General features: G+C 62.3%; 11 protein-coding genes. 2 read left to right on the forward strand and 9 right to left on the reverse strand.

Annotated features, from left to right (window positions below):
- Positions 1-31 precede the first annotated feature (31 nt).
- The 3 genes from clpA to dnaE all read right to left on the reverse strand — a co-directional run bounded on the left by clpA (position 32) and on the right by dnaE (position 6,516).
- Positions 32-2,356 carry an ATP-dependent Clp protease ATP-binding subunit ClpA gene (gene clpA, locus ACLBXN_RS09920; protein WP_447612004.1) on the reverse strand — a complete coding sequence of 775 codons (2,325 nt, stop codon included), beginning with the start codon at positions 2,354-2,356 and terminating at the stop codon, positions 32-34.
- Between the two features lie 62 nt (positions 2,357-2,418).
- Entirely contained in the window at positions 2,419-2,784 is a 366-nt protein-coding gene (clpS, locus tag ACLBXN_RS09925) for an ATP-dependent Clp protease adapter ClpS (RefSeq protein ID WP_029158698.1), read from the reverse strand.
- 198 nt (positions 2,785-2,982) lie between these two features.
- Complete coding sequence (dnaE, locus tag ACLBXN_RS09930) at positions 2,983-6,516, reverse strand: DNA polymerase III subunit alpha (RefSeq protein ID WP_447612005.1); 3,534 nt, start codon at positions 6,514-6,516, stop codon at positions 2,983-2,985.
- 237 nt (positions 6,517-6,753) lie between these two features.
- Between dnaE and ACLBXN_RS09935 the strand changes: the two genes are divergently transcribed.
- The gene (locus ACLBXN_RS09935; protein WP_029158697.1) at positions 6,754-7,545 is read left to right on the forward strand and encodes an outer membrane protein assembly factor BamD; all 792 of its coding nucleotides are present in this window, start codon (positions 6,754-6,756) and stop codon (positions 7,543-7,545) included.
- A gap of 52 nt (positions 7,546-7,597) precedes the next feature.
- On the opposite strand, the gene ACLBXN_RS09940 is transcribed toward ACLBXN_RS09935, so the two are convergent.
- Positions 7,598-9,682, reverse strand: a complete 2,085-nt coding sequence (locus ACLBXN_RS09940; RefSeq protein ID WP_447612006.1) for an ATP-dependent DNA helicase — start codon at positions 9,680-9,682, stop codon at positions 7,598-7,600.
- A 136-nt stretch (positions 9,683-9,818) separates the two neighbouring features.
- Here ACLBXN_RS09940 and ACLBXN_RS09945 point away from each other — a divergent pair, with 136 nt between their 5' ends.
- The gene (locus ACLBXN_RS09945; protein WP_343678570.1) at positions 9,819-10,592 is read left to right on the forward strand and encodes a PP2C family protein-serine/threonine phosphatase; all 774 of its coding nucleotides are present in this window, start codon (positions 9,819-9,821) and stop codon (positions 10,590-10,592) included.
- Between the two features lie 87 nt (positions 10,593-10,679).
- On the opposite strand, the gene ACLBXN_RS09950 is transcribed toward ACLBXN_RS09945, so the two are convergent.
- From ACLBXN_RS09950 to ACLBXN_RS09970, 5 genes are all read right to left on the reverse strand, one after another.
- Entirely contained in the window at positions 10,680-11,435 is a 756-nt protein-coding gene (locus tag ACLBXN_RS09950) for a hypothetical protein (RefSeq protein WP_447612007.1), read from the reverse strand.
- A 67-nt stretch (positions 11,436-11,502) separates the two neighbouring features.
- Entirely contained in the window at positions 11,503-12,600 is a 1,098-nt protein-coding gene (gene zapE, locus ACLBXN_RS09955) for a cell division protein ZapE (protein ID WP_447612008.1), read from the reverse strand.
- Positions 12,601-12,752: 152 nt separating this feature from the next.
- A complete protein-coding gene (gene lpdA / locus ACLBXN_RS09960; protein ID WP_034352346.1) occupies positions 12,753-14,180 on the reverse strand; it encodes a dihydrolipoyl dehydrogenase in 1,428 nt (475 codons plus the stop codon).
- Between the two features lie 81 nt (positions 14,181-14,261).
- Complete coding sequence (gene odhB, locus ACLBXN_RS09965; protein ID WP_003079542.1) at positions 14,262-15,503, reverse strand: 2-oxoglutarate dehydrogenase complex dihydrolipoyllysine-residue succinyltransferase; 1,242 nt, start codon at positions 15,501-15,503, stop codon at positions 14,262-14,264.
- Between the two features lie 63 nt (positions 15,504-15,566).
- On the reverse strand, positions 15,567-18,446 hold the full coding sequence (locus ACLBXN_RS09970) for a 2-oxoglutarate dehydrogenase E1 component (protein ID WP_447612009.1): 2,880 nt from the start codon (positions 18,444-18,446) through the stop codon (positions 15,567-15,569).
- Between the last annotated feature and the right edge of the window lie 7 nt (positions 18,447-18,453).

An 18,453-nucleotide genomic window follows, 5' to 3' on the forward strand; every position in this document is an offset into this window, starting at 1 on the left:
GGGCGCCGGCGAAAGCCTGAATCAGCCCGCCTCAGTCGGCAACCGCCTGCTCGGGCTCAGCCTTGGGAGCGTCCTTGGGCAGCTCGGTAATGGTGAGCTTGACATCACCCTTGCCTTCGTTGCCCGCGTCGTCCCAGTCCACCTCCAGGCGTCCGCCGTTGGTCAGGCGACCGAACAGCAGCTCATCGGCCAGCGAGCGGCGGATGGTGTCCTGGATCAGGCGCTGCATGGGGCGTGCACCCATGAGCGGATCGAAGCCCTTCTTGGCCAGATGCTTGCGCAGCTCGTCGCTGAAGGTGACGTCCACCTTCTTCTCGGCCAGCTGCTGCTCCAGCTGCAGCAGGAACTTGTCGACCACGCGCAGAATGATCTGCTCGTCCAGCGGCTTGAAGCTGACGATGGCATCCAGACGGTTGCGGAACTCGGGCGTGAACAGGCGCTTGATATCGCCCATTTCATCACCAGCCTCACGCGGATTCGTGAAGCCGATGGTGGCCTTGTTCATGGTCTCGGCGCCCGCATTCGTGGTCATGATGATGATCACGTTGCGGAAGTCGGCCTTGCGTCCGTTGTTGTCGGTCAGCGTGCCGTGATCCATGACCTGCAGCAGCACGTTGAAGATGTCCGGATGCGCCTTCTCGATTTCGTCGAGCAGCAGCACCGAATGCGGCTTCTTGGTCACGGCCTCGGTCAGCAGACCGCCCTGGTCAAAGCCCACATAGCCGGGAGGCGCGCCAATCAGTCGGCTGACGGCATGACGCTCCATGTACTCGGACATGTCGAAGCGGATCAGGTCCACGCCCAGGATATAGGCCAGCTGCTTGGCCGCTTCCGTCTTGCCGACGCCCGTGGGGCCGGAGAACAGGAAGGAGCCGATCGGCTTGTCCGGCTTGCCCAGACCCGAGCGCGCCATCTTCACGGCCGACGACAGCACTTCCAGCGCCTTGTCCTGGCCGAAGACCACGCTCTTCAAGTCACGCTCCAGCGTCTGCAGCTTGCTGCGGTCGTCGTTGCTGACGTTGGCCGGCGGAATGCGGGCGATCTTGGCCACGATGGCTTCGATCTCGGCCTTGCCGATGGTCTGCTTGCGCTGCGCTTCGGGAGCGATGCGCTGGGCAGCGCCCGCCTCGTCGATCACGTCGATGGCCTTGTCGGGCAGGTGACGGTCGTTGATGTACTTGGCCGACAGCTCGGCCGCCGCCTGCAGGGCTTCCTGCTCGTAGGTGATGCTGTGGTGCTCCTCGAAGCGGGACTTCAGGCCCTTGAGGATGTCCACCGTCTCGGCCACGGTAGGCTCGACCACATCCACCTTCTGGAAACGGCGCGACAGGGCCGCGTCTTTTTCGAAGATGCCACGGTATTCCGTGAACGTGGTCGCACCGATGCAGCGCAGCTGACCGCTGGACAGCGCGGGCTTGAGCAGATTGGACGCATCCAGCGTACCGCCCGAGGCCGCGCCGGCGCCGATCAGCGTGTGGATTTCATCGATGAACAGGATGGCGTGCGGCTTGTCCTTGAGCGACTTGAGCACGCCCTTGAGGCGCTGCTCGAAATCGCCGCGGTACTTGGTGCCAGCCAGCAGCGCGCCCATGTCCAGCGAATAGACCACGCCTTCCTTGAGCACATCGGGCACCGTGCCTTCGGTGATGCGCCAGGCCAGACCCTCGGCAATCGCGGTCTTGCCCACGCCGGCTTCGCCCACCAGCAGCGGGTTGTTCTTGCGGCGGCGGCAGAGGATCTGGATGGTGCGCTCCACCTCGTACTCGCGCCCGATCAGCGGATCGATCTTGCCTTCCTTGGCGGCCTGGTTCAGGTTCAGCGTGAACTGCTCCAGCGGCGATGCTTTTTCATTGCGCTCGCCCGCAGCGCCTTCTTCGCTTTCCGAAGGAAATTCGGCCTTGGCGGGCTCGGGCGGCTCGCCCTTCTTGATGCCATGGGCGATGTAGTTGACCACGTCCAGGCGTGTGACGCCCTGCTGGTGCAGGTAGTACACGGCATGCGAGTCCTTTTCGCCGAAGATGGCCACGAGCACATTGGCGCCCGTTACCTCCTTCTTGCCATTGCCCGTGGACTGCACATGCATGATGGCGCGCTGAATCACACGCTGGAATCCCAGCGTGGGCTGCGTATCCACCTCTTCGGTGCCGTCCACCTGCGGCGTGTTGTCCTTGATGAAGTTGGACAGCGATGAACGCAGGTCGTCGATATTGGCCGCGCATGCGCGCAGCACTTCAGCTGCACTGGGGTTGTCCAGCAGGGCGAGCAGCAGATGTTCCACGGTGATGAACTCGTGGCGCTGCTGCCGGGCCTCGACAAACGCCATGTGCAAGCTGACTTCCAGTTCTTGAGCGATCATGTGCGACTCCTTTCGGCTTGCTTGGTTGACTCTCTGCTAACTAATCTGAGGGCGGTCGGCGCTTATTCAACAGGCTCGAATGTGGCCTGCAGCGGATGACCCGCTTTCTGGGCCGCCTGCAGCACCTGCTCGACCTTGGTCGCCGCCACGTCCTGACTGTAGACGCCGCAGACACCGCGGCCGTCCAGGTGAATCTTGAGCATGATCTGCGTGGCCGATTCACGATCCTTGCCGAACAGCTCCTGCAGCACGGCAATCACGAACTCCATGGGCGTGAAATCGTCGTTGAGCATCACGACCTGGTACATGCGTGGCGGCTGCAGCCGCTGGCGGCGGCGTTCAAGCACCAAGGAATCACCATCGTCAGGCGTTCTGATCGCTGGCGAGACCGGGGGAATTGATGGGGGTTGGGTAGCCATGAAATCCATTCTAGCGAGCCGTTGCAATGTTTTTGCGCTGGCATATGCATAGCATTGTTAGGGATTTCAAGGCGGCCGGAAGCAAATTTGACAAAACCACGGGAAATCCATGGAAATCCCTTACCCAGCAAGCGCCATGCGCTATCAAAAAATCAAGCTCCCGTCCGACATTTGCCGCTGCGCTGCCGAAGCGGCAGCCTTTGGCGGCTATTCATAGACCACTTTGACCTGGCCTGCCGCGGCCGAGCCATACCAGGCGGCCAGTGCGGCATCGGTGGGATAGAAGCGGCTGCTCTCGCCCAGCGCCAGCTCACAGCTGGCCGAACCACGCTCGTCGCGGCAGATCAGGTCCAGACGCACCTTGACGCCATGATTGAGATTGCCGTTCTCGGTTTCCTCGACCTTGGCCGGGAACTGGCGCAGCAGCGCCGGCACATCGGGCATCTTCTCCCCCACGCTGACCTGCAGATAGCGCGCAAAACGGCAGCGCGCATCGGCCAGGCTCCACATCTGCTGCACCTTCATGCGCAGGCCGCCGCTGAAGCGGTCGGGCTGAAGCCGCCCCGAAACCACGACAAACTCATCTTCCTTGAGCACATCGGCACAGGCTGCCATGGTTTTTTCGTCGACCGAGGCCTCGATCACCGCCGATTTGTCGTCCAGCGTGAAGATGCTGAGCCTGCCGCGCTGGCCGTTGATGGTCCGCAGCCCGCCAATGATGCCGGCCATGGTCTGCGGCTCGCGGCTGTCGCGCATCTCGCCGATCGGAGTGCGCACGAAGCGGCGCACTTCAGCCTCGACCTCGTCGAACAGATGGCCCGTCAGATAGAAACCGATGGCCGTCTTCTCCAGCGTCAGCTTCTCCTTGACACCCCAGGGCAGAACATCGGCCATGGGCGGCTCCGCCGTGCTCGAACCCAGCGCGTCATCGCCCATCATGTCGAACAGACCGCCCTGATCGGCATTGGCGATCGAGGTGGCGGCAAAGCCGAAGGCGGTGTCCAGCGTCGCCATCAGTGATGCGCGGTTCATGTCGATGGAATCAAAGGCACCGCCCTTGATCAGCGCTTCCACCGTCCGTTTGTTGATGCGGCTGCGGTCCACGCGCAGGCAGAAGTCGAACAGGCTCTTGAACGGACCCGTCTCGTGGCCGTTGGGGCCCGTGCCCTCGCCGTTGCGCGCGGCCACTATGGCTTCGATGGCCGCCTGCCCTGTCCCCTTGATGGCCCCGAGGCCGTAGCGTATGACCTTGTCGGTCACCGGCTCGAAGCGGTGCACGCCGCGGTTCACATCGGGCATCTCGAAGGTGATGCCCATCTTGAGCGCATCTTCGTACAACACCTTGAGCTTGTCGGTGTTGTCCATTTCCACGGTCATATTGCCGCAGTAGAACTCGGCCGTGTAGTGCACCTTGAGCCAGCCCGTGTGATAGGCCAGCAGGGAGTAGGCTGCCGCGTGCGACTTGTTGAAGCCGTAGCCCGCGAACTTCTCCATCAGGTCGAAGACCTCGTCGGCCTTTTCCTCGGACAGTCCGTTCTTGGCCGCACCCTCGCGGAAGATGCCCCGGTGCTTGACCATCTCCTCGACTTTTTTCTTGCCCATGGCCCGGCGCAGCAAGTCGGCGCCGCCCAGCGAGTAGCCGCCAAGCACCTGGGCGGTCTGCATCACCTGCTCCTGGTAGACCATGATGCCGTAGGTTTCGGCCAGCACCGACTCGACCAGCGGATGCGGGTACTCCACGACTTCCTGCCCGTGCTTGCGGGCAATGAAGGTGGGAATCAGGTCCATGGGGCCGGGACGATAGAGGGCGTTCAGCGCAATCAGGTCTTCCAGGCGCGAGGGCTTGGCCTCCTTGAGCATCTGCTGCATGCCGCGCGATTCAAACTGGAAGACGGCTTCGGTCTTGCCATCGGAGAACAGCTTGTAGGTCGGGTAGTCGTCCAGCGGAATGTTCTCGAACTGGAAGTTCTCCTGGCCCTTGTGGCGCTTCATGATGAATTCGCGCGCAATCTCCAGAATCGTCAGCGTGGCCAGGCCCAAGAAGTCGAACTTCACCAGGCCCACGGCTTCCACGTCGTCCTTGTCGTACATGGCCACGGCCGAGGTACTGCCGGGCTGCTGGTAGAGCGGACAGAAATCGGCCAGCCGGCCCGGCGCAATCACCACGCCGCCGGCGTGCATGCCGATGTTGCGGGTCATGCCCTCCAGGCTCTGCGCCATCTCGATCAGGGTCTTGACGTCCTCCTCGCGCTCGATGCGCTCGGCCAGGATGGGCTCCTCCTTGATGGCGTAGGTGTACTTGTCGCCTTCCTTGGGCGGATTGGGCGGGTACTTGAGCGTGACATGCAGGCCGGGCTTGTTCGGGATCAGCTTGGAGATGCCGTCGCAGAAGGTGTAGCTCATGTCCAGCACCCGGCCCACATCGCGGATGGCCGCACGCGCGGCCATGGTGCCGAAGGTGGCGATCTGGCTGACGGCATCGCGGCCGTAGCGATCCTTGACATAGTCGATCACGCGGTCGCGGTTCTGCTGGCAGAAGTCCACGTCAAAGTCAGGCATGGATACGCGTTCGGGGTTCAGGAAGCGCTCGAACAGCAGGTTGTATTCCAGCGGGTCGAGATCGGTCACCTTGAGCACATAAGCCACCAGCGAGCCGGCACCCGAGCCACGGCCCGGCCCCACGGGACAACCGTTGGCCTTGGCCCACTTGATAAAGTCCGACACGATGAGGAAGTAGCCCGGAAAGCCCATCTTCATGATGGTGCCAAGCTCGAACTCCAGCCGCTCCACATAGCGCGCACGCTGGGCGTCGCGCTTGACCGCATCGGGATAGAGGTGCACCAGACGCTCTTCCAGCCCCTGGTAGGACTCGTGGCGGAAGAACTCGTCCATGCTCATGCCGGCCGGCACGGGGAAATTGGGCAGCTGCGGGTTGCCCAGCTCCAGCGTCAGGCTGCAGCGGCGGGCAATTTCCACCGTGTTCTCGATCGCGCTCGGAATGTCGGAGAACAGCTGCTCCATCTCGGCGGCGGTCTTGAAATACTGGTCGCGGGTGAACTTGCGCACCCGCTTGGCATTGCCCAGGATCTCGCCCTCGGCAATGCAGACCCGTGCCTCGTGCGCCTCGTAATCGTCGGGCTTGGCATACTGAATCGGGTGGGTCGCGACCACCGGCAGGTTCAGACGGCTGGCCAGCTTCACGGCCGCGAGCACATGCGACTCGTCATCGGGACGGCCCGCGCGCTGCAGCTCGATATAGAAGCGGTGCGGAAACATGGTGGCCAGGCGCTGGGCAATCTCGGCTGCACCTTTTTCATCACCACGCGTCAGGGCAATGCCCACGGGACCGGCCTGCGCGCCGGACAGCACGATCAGTCCCTCGCCCAGCTCCTGCAGCCATTCCCATTTGTGCTGCGCCTGGTCGCGCACCACATTGCGCGTCCAGCCTCGTGCCAGCAGCTCGGCGATATTGTGGTAACCCTGGCGGCTCTGGACGAGAACGATGACCCGCGAAGGCGGCGCATCGCCCAGCCCTTCGAGCACGATCTCGGCTCCCAGCAGGGGCTTGACGCCCTTGCCGCGACCTTCGCGGTAGAACTTGATGCCGCCAAACAGATTGTTGAAGTCGGTAATGGCCATCGCCACCTGCCCGTCTTCGGCAGCAGCCTTGATCATGGCATTGACGCGGGTGGTTCCGTCGACGACGGAAAATTCGGTGTGCAGGCGCAGATGGACAAACATGGCCGCTATTGTAGAAAGAGCGCTTCGTCCTTGCGGGCTCAATGCCACTAGATTCGCTGCCGCAGCGTAAAGACGCGGTCAACTCGCCGGCGCGGGGCAGCGGCCCATTACAATGCGTCGATCCTTTTTCAGGAAGGTCCGGGCCGGGTGGTGTATGGTGTGGGTTTTGCGCCTTTCCGCCAGATGCGACGGGCCAGCCTCCCATCACCGCTAATGATTGTCAGAAAACTGTCCACCATGCCGCGTATTTCCCTGACTCTAGTCCCTGCCGTGTTAATCGCCGCCACGCTGGCGGGATGCTCCAGCACCAAGGACGACCCGACGGCCAAGTGGACACCCGAGCGCATCTATACCGAAGCGCGCGACGAATCTTCTTCGGGTGCCTATGACAAGGCCGTGCCGCTGTTCGAAAAGCTTGAAGGCCGTGCCGCCGGCACGCCTCTGGCCCAGCAGGCCCAGCTGGAAAAAGCCTATGCCCAGTACAAGGCCGGCGAAAAAGTGCAGGCACTGGCCACGCTGGACCGCTTCACCAAGCTGCATCCGGCCAGCCCCGCCATGGACTACGCCCTCTACCTCAAGGGTCTGGTCAACTTCAACGACAACCTGGGCATGTTCGGCTGGCTGACGCGCCAGGACCTGTCCGAGCGCGACCAGAAGGCCGCCAAGGACTCCTTCGAGTCCTTCCGCGAGCTGGTGACCCGCTTCCCCGACTCCAAGTACTCGGATGACGCCCGCCAGCGCATGCAGTACATCGTGAACTCGCTGGCCCAGTACGAAGTCCATGTAGCGCGCTACTACTACAGCCGCGGCGCCTATGTCGCAGCCATCGCCCGTGCTCAGACTGCCATCAAGGACTACCAGAACGTGCCCTCGGTGCGCGAAGCCATGGTCATTCTCGTCAAGTCCTATGACGCTCTGGGCATGACACAGCTGCGCGACGATGCCAAGCGCGTGCTGGAGCAAAGCTACGGCGCGAATGCCGAGCAAGGCGTGGAAAAGAAGAGCGAATCCTGGTGGAAGCTCTGGTAAACAGAGCCCGCCGGGCCTAGAAACAAAAGGATGCGCCTGTGCGCATCCTTTTTCATTTCCGCGCTTCCGAGTTCGCCGTAGCCCCCGCCTCGCTGTCGCTGCGGCCGGCTTGCACCTTCAGCAGTTGAAGCGCCTCATCGAACTCCGGCGAGCCGGTCAGCACGCGCATGGGCGGCAATGCCGACATCAGCTTCGCTCCATAGCCCATGGTGACCAGGCGGCTGTCACAGATGACCAGCACACCACGATCGGTTTCGCTGCGAATCAGGCGCCCGGCCCCCTGCTTGAGGGCCAGGGCTGCCTCGGGCAGCATGTAATCGTGAAACGCCGCGCGCCCCACACTCTCCAGCAGCCGGGAACGGGCCTCGACCAGCGGGTCGTCGGGAGGCGGAAACGGCAGCTTGTCGATCACCACCAGCTGCAGCACATCGCCGGGAAGGTCCACTCCCTCCCAGAAGGTGGCGGAAGCCACCAGAATCGCGCCTCGCCCCACTCCGGCTCCGGCAGCCATGAAGCGCTGGATCAGGGCCAGCTTGGGCGCTTCACCCTGCACCAGCACATCAAGATCGGCAAACAGTCCCAGATTCGAGCGCAGCGATGCGCTGATGGCCTGCAAGGCCTTGATGGTGGTGGTCAGCACGAGGGTTCGGCCACCCAGGCGCTGAGCTGCATCCAGCACCAGCTGGGCGACCTGCTCACTGTGCTGCGCGCTGCCGGACGCAGCAAAGGGCTGGGGCACATAGATACCGGCCTGCCGGTGGTAGTCGAACGGGCTTTCCACCTGCAGCACCTTTGCGCCACGCAGGCCGCAGGAATCGACAAACCAGCTCAGCTGGGCATCATTGCCCAAGGTGGCCGAGGTGAAGATCCAGGCCTTCTTCCTTGACGGATCGAGCTCCTCGCCCTGGCTCGTGCCGGCATCCTCCAGCGAGCGCTGAAGCAGCCGCTGCTGCATGATGCGGGCAATCGACAGCGGCGACTCCAGCATGCGCAGATACTGCGCGCCGACCTCCAGCCAGCGCACGCACTCGTCGTCAGCGGCAGATGCAAAGCGCGCCAGCCTGGCCAGCAACTCTGCACCGCGCTCGTACAGGCGCTGCAAATCGGTGGCAGCCCCCTCCAGGGCGGAAAGCGGAACCAGCAGGGCGCGCAGACTCTGCCCCAGGCGCACCAGGGCTGCCCGCCATTTCACAGGATCCAACCCCTGAGGAGTCACGGCCTGCCATGCCAGCCGCCCGCCAACCGGAGGCTTGCCGGCCTGCAGGCGCAACTCACGCATGGCTTGTTCCAGCGTGCCACAGAGCACCAGCCAGTCGGCCATGCCGCGTGCATGCTCCTGGGTCAGGCGCAGGGCATCGCGGGCGTAACCCACCAATTGCTGGCTCGACAGGGCCTCGCCCGCAAACTGCACACCGATGTCGTTGAGCTGATGGGCCTCGTCTATCACCACCACCCCGGTATTGGGCAAAAGGTGGGCCATGCCGCTGTCGCGCACATCGAGATCGGCAAACAGCAGATGGTGGTTGACCACCACCACATCGGCTTCCAGCGCCTGCTGCCGAGCGTGATTGACATGACAGCCCTGCCAGTGCGGGCAGTCGGAGCCCAGGCAGTTGTCCTTGGTGGAGGTCACCAGCGGCAGGGCGGCAGAGCGCTCGTCCAGCGCCGTCAGCTCGGCCAGGTCACCGGAGCGCGTGACTCTGGCCCAACGCTCCACCTCCGCCACAGCCCGCAGCACCTGCGGATCCTGAGGAGCCGTACGCCCCTGGCGCACGCGCTCCAGCCGCTCCACACACAGATAGGAGGACCGGCCCTTGAGCCTGGCCATGCGCAGCGGCAGGCCCAGGCCATGAACCAGGCGTGGCAGGTCACGGGCAAACAGCTGGTCCTGCAGCGCCTTGGTGGCCGTGGACACCAGCACCCGCTGACCGCTGAGCAAGGCCGGCACCAGATAGGCATAGGTCTTGCCCACTCCCGTGCCGGCCTCCACCACCAGCACCTGGCCCTCCTCTATGGCGCCAGCGACCGCCAGCGCCATGCGGGTCTGGCCCGGACGCGGCGTAAACGCAGGCTCGGCCAACGCGAGCCCGCCCTGCGGCGCAAATACCTGCGCAACCGCCTCCTGCAATTGAGTCAAAACCGTTTCACCTTCTCACAAGCCAGGTCAGTACGACCTCACATAAGATCTCGAATATTCGCCAAGGCCTGGCCTCGGGCCGATAAAATGTAACGCAACGTTAAACAGCGCTCCGCGAACGCATTCGCACACACTCATGTCATCCAGCTACCGCATTCAGGCGGCCACCGGCATTCACCGCGGCGACCGGGAATATCAGCAGGACCAGGTCCTGCTCATGGCACACCCCTATGCCAAGGGCTGCATTCTTGGCGTGGTAGCCGACGGCATGGGCGGGCGCAGCGGCGGCCGCAAGGCGTCCGACCAGGTCATGCTCACGGCCCGTCAGCTTTTCGAGCGCTTTGAGCCCGCCAAGGAAGACTGCACGCGCCTGCTACGCACCATTGTGCAGGATGCCCACACCGTGATCCGCCTTACGGCCATCGCGGCAGAGCAGGAGCCCCACAGCACCATCGCGGTCTTCGTGGTGCTGCCCGACAATCGCTGCCACTTCATGCACTCCGGCGATTCACGTCTCTACCATTTTCGCGGCGCCGCCCTCGTGCACCGCTCGCTTGATCATTCCTATGTGCAGGCACTGGTCGATCGTGGCGAACTCACCGAGACCGAAGCCCAGCATCATCCCCAATCCAACATCCTGTTGGGCTGCCTGGGTGCCGAGCCGCCACCGCCCATGGCCCACCATGTGATCGAAAAACTGCAGCCCGGTGACAGCCTGATGGCCTGCTCGGACGGGGTATGGCATTACTTCACCACACAAGAGCTGGGCACGGTGCTCGACGGCCTGTCGCCACGCGAAGCCTCCCAATTTCTGATCGAGAAAGCCAGGCGGCGCGCAGCAGGCAGTGGGGATAATCTCTCGCTGGCCATACTCAAGCTGGATACCTCGGTCGCTGAAGCCAGCGTCTGAAGAAAGCCCCGGTTAAGACAGCCCATGCCTGGCGGCCATGCAGGTGATGGCGGGCCGCAGGCCCTGCGCGCCTGATTCAGCCATCCATCAGGGTGCAGGAGCAGGCAGCGGCGCCGATGTCTGACCGCGCTCCTTCGCCTGCTGCAAAGCCCTGGCCTTGTGCTCCGCCGCAGCCTTGAGCTTGGCGTCGTAATCCGCCTTGGCCTTGGCCTCGCGCTCGGCGCGCCCCTTGTCGGCCTGCGCGCGGTTTTGTTCGTGACGACGCACATAGTCCGCCTGCTTGCCAGCACGCTGCTGGGCCTCGGTCTGGCGCTGGGCCTGCGCCGCCTGCTCGTCAACCGCAGGCTTGGCTCCCGAGCCCTTGGGCTGGCTGCTGCCGTTCTTGTCGCGCTGCTGCGACTTCATGGGCACGGCTGCGTTCTCGGCTTTCTTCTCTTCGATGGCCTGCAGCTTGGCTGCGGCCTTTTCCTTGCGCTCGGCGTCGTTGATTTCCAGTTCGCGCGCACGCAGCGGCGCGTCTTTCTCACGGGCCGCCCTGCGGGCCTCGGCCAGACAGCCCTCCACTGCAAACTTCTGGTAGCAGAGCTTTTCATCGGCCACGCGCTCTTGTTCGATAACGGCACGCTTGTTGAGAATTTCGGCACGCTCGGCTTCGCGCTGCTTGTGCAGATGCTGGCGCGCCTTCTCGGCAGCCTCCTTCTGCACCTGCTTGTCGGCCTGCGCCGCCGCATCCGTCTGAGCCTGGGCCATGGCCGGCGCGCAGGCCAGGCAGACCGCGGCCAGAGGCGCCAGTGCAAGGCCTGTAATGCGGCGGCGGATCAGCTGGGCAAAGATAGTGGGCATCGTCATCAACTCGGAACTCGAAGTACAGGCTGGCATCTTAAAGCCGCAGGCAGTTGCCCGCTGGCGATCAGGTCAAGCTGGTGTCCACCACGCGGCGCTCCAGCGCCAGATATTCCTTGGAGCGCATCTCGTTCAGGCGCGAGACGGTGCGCGGGAACTCGTGGGACAGCGGACCTTCGGTGTAGATCTTCTCGGGCGGCACGGCTGCCGACAAAATGAGCTTGACGTGGCGATCGTAGAGCACGTCCACCAGCAGCGTGAAGCGCCGCGCGGCCGAAGCCATGTTCACATGCAGCTCTGGCACATCGGACAGCAAGATGGTGTGGAACTGCGTGGCAATTTCAAGATAGTCATTTTGCGAGCGCGGGCCGCCGCAGAGTTCGCGAAAGTCAAACCACACGACGCCGCCGGCACGGCGCTTGGCCGCGATCTTGCGGGTCTCGATCTGCATCACGGGCTCTTCGTCATGGGCTTCGGCCAGGCGATCGAAGGTCTCCTGCATCGCAGCATCGGCCTCCGGACCCAGCGGGCAATGATAGAGCTTGGCGTCTTCGAGAGTGCGGCGGCGATAGTCGGTGCCGTTGTCCACGTTCACCACTTCCATGCGCTCCTTGAGCAAGGCAATCGCAGGCAGGATGCGATCCCGGTGCAGGCCGCCAGGATAGAGGCCGTCGGGCTCGAAGTTGGAGGTCGTCACAAAGCCCACGCCGTTGGCAAATAGCGACTCGAGCAGCTTGTAGAGAATCATGGCGTCGGTGATGTCGGCCACATGAAACTCGTCAAAGCAGATCAGCTTGTACTTTTTGGAGATCTTGGCGCCGAGTGCATCCAGCGGGTTCTGCGTACCCTGCATCAGGTGCATCTCGCGGTGCACCTCGCGCATGAATTCGTGAAAGTGCAGACGCACCTTGCGCTTGAGGGGCACGGCGTTGAAGAAGCATTCCATCAGAAAGCTCTTGCCGCGCCCCACCCCACCGTACATATAGACGCCCTTGGGCAGGTCGGGGTGATTGATCAGTTTCTTGAGAACATTGGAGCGCTTGCCCTTGTACACAGTCCACTCGTCAGCGCAGCGTTGCAAAGCGTCGACTGCACGCAGCTGCGCGGGATCGCTTTTGAAACCCTTGGCGGCCAGCTCCGCCTCGTAGGCTTGTCTTACATTCACCGTCTTGTCTCCAGATGCTCAAAAAACAATAGCTGCTACCGCTTATGCAATAAGCGTTAGCAGCCATTTTGTGCGGAATTCTAAAAGAAACTCAGCCTGCGCGCGGGCACTTCACAGCCATGTCAAAACCTGCGCGCAAGACTGAAAAAATCTTAGAAGTTCAGCGTGCGCTTATCCACGGCCAGAGCCGCTTCCTTGGTGGATTCGGACAGCGAGGGGTGAGCGTGGCAGATACGGGCGATGTCTTCGCTCGATGCCTTGAACTCCATGGCCACCACGGCTTCGGAAATCAGCTCGGACACCATCGGACCCACCATGTGCACGCCCAGGATCTCGTCGGTCTCGGCATCGGCCAGGAACTTGACCATGCCGGTCGTGTCGCCCAGGGCGCGCGCGCGGCCGTTGGCCAGGAAGGGGAAGGAGCCTGCCTTGTACTTGACGCCTTCGGCCTTGAGCTGCTGCTCGGTGCGACCCACCCATGCCACTTCGGGGCTGGTGTAGATCACCGAAGGCAGAGTGGCGAAGTTGACGTGACCGTGCTGGCCGGCAATGCGCTCGGCCACGGCCACGGCTTCCTCTTCAGCCTTGTGAGCCAGCATGGGGCCGCGCACCACGTCGCCCACGGCCCACACGCCGGGCAGGTTGGTCTTGCACAGATCGTCCACCACGATGGCGCCGCGCTCGTCCAGGGCCAGGCCCACGGCTTCGGCGTTCAGGCCGATCGTGTTGGCGGTGCGGCCGATCGACACGATCAGCTTGTCCACTTCCAGCGTCTGGGCCTCGCCCTTGGCATTGGTGTAGGCCACGGTCACGCCCTTCTTGCCGGACTTGACTTCACCGATCTTCACGCCCAGCTCGATCTTCAGACCTTGCTTGTCGAAAGCCTTCTTGGCTTCCTTGGCGATCTGCTCGTCCACCACGGGCAGGAACTTGTCCATGCCTTCGAGCACGGTCACTTCCGTGCCCAGACGGCGCCAGACCGAGCCCATTTCCAGGCCGATCACACCGGCACCGATAAGGCCCAGCTTCTTGGGAGCCTTGCCCAGGCTCAGAGCGCCGTCGTTGGACAGGATGTTTTCTTCGTCGAAAGCCACGCCAGGCAGAGCACGGGCGTTGGAGCCAGTGGCCACCACGATCTGCTTACCGGTGATGACTTCTTCTTCCTTGCCGGCAACCTTGATTTCATAGCCGCCCTCGACAGCCTTGACGAAGGAGCCGCGGCCGTGGAAGAAAGTGACCTTGTTCTTCTTGAACAGGTACAGGATGCCGTCGTTGTTCTGCTTCACGATCGCTTCCTTACGGGCGATCATTTTGGCCACGTCCATCTCGACCTTGCCGGTGGAGATGCCGTGATCAGCAAAGTGCAGCTTGGCATGCTCGAAATGCTCGGAAGACTGCAGCAGCGCCTTGGAGGGAATGCAGCCCACGTTGGTGCAGGTGCCGCCGGGAGCAGCGCCGCCAGCAGCGTTCTTCCACTCGTCGATACAGGCGACGTTGAAACCCAGTTGTGCAGCGCGGATGGCAGCGATGTAGCCGCCGGGGCCTGCGCCGATCACGACGACGTCAAATTGCTTGCTCATGATTTGAATCTTTTCTCTGTTTAACTCGAAAAAAGCCCACCGCTTTTGGTGGTGGGCTTTGTAGAAGCTCGATCTGCTGAATTACAGATCAAACAGGAGGCGAGAAGGATCTTCCAGCGCGTCCTTCATGGCCACCAGGCTCAGCACGGCTTCGCGGCCGTCGATGATGCGGTGGTCATAGGACATGGCCAGGTAGTTCATGGGACGGATCACGATCTGACCGTTCTCGACCACAGCGCGATCCTTGGTGGCGTGCACGCCCAGAATGGCGGACTGAGGGGGGTTGATGATGGGGGTGGACATCATCGAGCCGAAGGTACCGCCATTGGAGATGGAGAAGGTACCGCCGGTCATTTCTTCAATGCCCAGCTTGCCTTCCTTGGCCTTCTGACCGAATTCGACAATCTTCTTTTCGATGTCGGCGAAGCTCATCTGGTCTGCATTGCGCAGGATGGGCACCACCAGGCCGCGAGGCGAGCTCACGGCGATACCGATGTCGAAGTAGCCGTGGTAGACGATGTCGTTGCCATCGATGGAGGCGTTCACTGCGGGGAACTTCTTCAGGGCGTGCACTGCAGCCTTGACGAAGAAGGACATGAAGCCCAGCTTCACGCCATGTTCCTTGGTGAACTGGTCCTGGAACTTCTTGCGCAGTTCCATCACGGGAGCCATGTTCACTTCGTTGAACGTGGTCAGGATGGCGTTGGTCGCCTGGGATTGCAGCAGACGCTCGGCAATACGGGCGCGCAGACGTGTCATGGGCACGCGCTGCTCGGGGCGGTCGCCCAGGTTTTCCTTGGTCACAGGAGCTGCCACCTGAGGCAGAGCTGCCTTGGGTGCGCCGGTGGGGATGGCTGCGCCGGCCTTGATGGCACCCAGAGCATCACCCTTGGTCACGCGGCCGTCCTTGCCTGTGCCAGCCACGTTGGCAGCGGACAGGTTGTTGTCGGCCAGGATCTTGGCGGCAGCAGGCATGGCCACGCCGCTCTTGTCGGCGCCGGCAGGAGCCGCGGCCACGGGGGCAGCAGCAGGAGTCGCAGCAGCAGCGGGGGCGGCTGCAGGAGCAGCAGCACCGGCGACAGCTTCGGAGTCGATCTTGGCGATCACTTGCTCGGCAGCCACGGTTGCGCCGTCGCCTTGCAGGATTTCGGTGATCACGCCAGCCGAAGGAGCGGGCACTTCCAGCACAACCTTGTCGGTTTCGATTTCGATGAGGATTTCATCGATGGCCACTGCCTCGCCGACCTTCTTCTTCCAAGTCAGCATGGTGGCTTCCGTGATGGATTCGGACAGCTGGGGGACTTTAACTTCAACGATTGCCATTTTGAATTCTTTCCAAAGATGTTTCTTGTGCCCCCTGTCCTCGGACAGGGGGTGTCGCCTGTATTACTTGGTCAGGACAAAGCCCTTGAGCTTGGCGAATGCGCCTTCCACCAGTGCCTTTTGTTGCTCTTGGTGCAGATGTGCGTAGCCAACGGCGGGCGAAGCGGACGCAGCGCGACCGGAGTAGCCCAGCTTCTGGCCTTCACGCATGTTCTCGTGGATGTTGTGCTGGATGAAGAACCAGGCACCCTGGTTCTGAGGCTCATCCTGGCACCACACGATGTCAGTAGCGTTGGCGTACTTCTTCACTTCGGCGGCGAACGCCTTGTGAGGGAAGGGATACAGCTGCTCGACGCGAATGATGGCGACGTCCTTGGATTCCTTCTCGGCACGCTTCTTGACCAGATCGTAGTACACCTTGCCCGAGCAGGCGATGATGCGCTTGACCTTGGCAGCGTTCTTGACGATGGTTTCGTCCTGCTCGGGGATCACGGTCTGGAAACCACCAGAGGTGAACTCGGACAGGGGCGACGTTGCGTCCTTGTTACGCAGCAGCGACTTGGGAGTCATGATGACCAGCGGCTTGCGCAGGCCACGAACCATCTGACGACGCAGCACGTGGAAGATCTGGCTGGCCGTTGTGGGCTGCACGATCTGCATATTGGTGTCGGCAGCCAGCTGCATGAAGCGCTCCAGACGCGCCGAGCTGTGCTCGGGGCCCTGGCCTTCATAGCCGTGAGGCAGCATCAGTGTCAGGCCGTTGACACGACCCCACTTCACTTCACCGGATGCGATGAACTGGTCGATCACCACCTGGGCGCCGTTGGCGAAGTCGCCGAACTGGGCTTCCCACACCACCAGGGTGTTGGGATCGTTCGATGCATAGCCGTATTCAAAGCCCAGCACTGCCTCTTCGGACAGGATGGAGTCGATGACGACAAACGGAGCCTGATTTTCGGCAGCGTTCTGCAAAGGAATATAGGTGCCCTCGTCCCACTTTTCTCGCTTCTGGTCATGAACCACGGCGTGACGGTGCGTGAAGGTGCCGCGACCCGAGTCTTCACCCGACAGACGCACGGGATAGCCCGAAGCAACCAGGGAGCCGAAGGCCATGGTTTCACCCATGCCCCAGTCCACGTTCACATCGCCGCGGCCCATGGCTGCACGATCGTCGTACACCTTCTTGACCAGAGCGTGAGGGTTCACGCTGGCAGGCAAAGTCGTGATCTTCTCGGCCAGGCGCTTCCACTCGGTCAAGGGAATAGCTGTGTCGCCAGCGTCGGTCCAGGTCTTGCCCACGAAGGGGCTCCAGTCCACGGCGTACTTGCTCTTGAAGTTGGTCAGCACCACGTCCTGGGTGTGACGGCCTTCGTCCATGGCGGCGCGATAGGCCTTGACCATGTCGTCGCCCAGCGTGTCGCCCAAGCCTTGAGTGGCCAGCTTGTCTGCGTACAGCTTGCGCGTGCCGGGGTGGGCAGCGATCTTCTTGTACATCAGAGGCTGTGTCAGTGCAGGAGTGTCCTGCTCGTTGTGACCCAGCTTGCGGAAGCAGATGATGTCGACCACCACGTCCTTGGAGAATTCCATACGGAATTCCAGGGCCAGTTGCATGGCCAGGCACACGGCTTCAGGATCATCACCGTTCACGTGCAGCACGGGCGACTCGATCATCTTGACGATGTCGGTGCAATACAGCGTGGAACGCAGATCGCGAGGGTCAGAGGTGGTGAAACCGATCTGGTTGTTGATGATGATGTGAACCGTACCGCCAGTGGTGTAGCCACGGGTTTCGGACAACGCCAGGGTTTCCTGGTTCACGCCCTGGCCGGCGAAGGCCGCGTCACCGTGCACCAGCACGGGCAGCACTTGCTTGCCCATGGGGTCGTCGCGACGGTCCATGCGCGAGCGCACCGAACCTTCCACCACGGGGTTGACGATTTCCAGGTGCGAGGGGTTGAAGGCCAGCGACAGGTGAACGGGACCGCCCTTGGCAGACACGTCGGAGCTGAAACCCTGGTGATACTTCACGTCACCGGCAGGCAGATCTTCGGGAGCGGTGTGGTCGAACTCGGCAAACAGATCCTTGGGCGCCTTGCCCAGGGTGTTGACCAGCACGTTCAGACGGCCGCGGTGAGCCATGCCGATCACGACTTCCTGCACGCCCTTGGCGCTGGCGGAGTTGATCAGTTCGTCCATGGCGGCGATGAAGGACTCACCACCTTCCAGCGAGAAGCGCTTCTGACCCACATACTTGGTGTGCAGATAACGCTCCAGACCTTCGGCAGCGGTCAGGCGGTCCAGGATGCGCTTTTTCTCGTCCGCATTGAAGACGGGCTTGGAACGGATCGATTCCAGGCGTTGTTGCCACCAGCGCTTCTGATTCTGATTGGTGGCATACATGTACTCGGCGCCCAGGGTGCCGCAGTAGGTTTCGCGCAGAGCATTCATCAGCTCGCGCAGAGTCATGCTTTCCTTGCCGAAGAAGGTGTTGCTGGTGTTGAACACCACTTCCTGGTCGGCGTCGGTGAAGCCGTAGAAGGAAGGCTCCAGCTCGGGAATTTCGGGGCGCTCGGTGCGCTTCAGGGGATCCAGATCGGCCCAGCGTTGACCCACGTTGCGGTAGGCAGCAATCAGCTGCTGCACGGCCGTGCGCTTGCGACCCAGCTCGGAGTCAGCGCCGGAAGCCACCACCACCTTGGTGCCGCCCTGCTTTGCACGCTCGGCAAAAGCATTGATCACGGGCAGGTGAGGAACGTCCTTGTTGTCGGTGCCGTCCACTGCAGGCACATGCTGCAGTGCATCGAAGTATTCACGCCAGGAATCGGGGACGCTACCGGGGTTGCCCAGGTAGTTCTCGTACATCTCTTCGACATAGGGCGCATTGCCGCCGAACAGATAGGTGTTGCCTTGATAGGCTTGATAGATCGTTGACTGATCGCTCATATCTCGC

The sequence above is a fragment of the Comamonas sp. C24C genome (genome assembly GCF_053345995.1).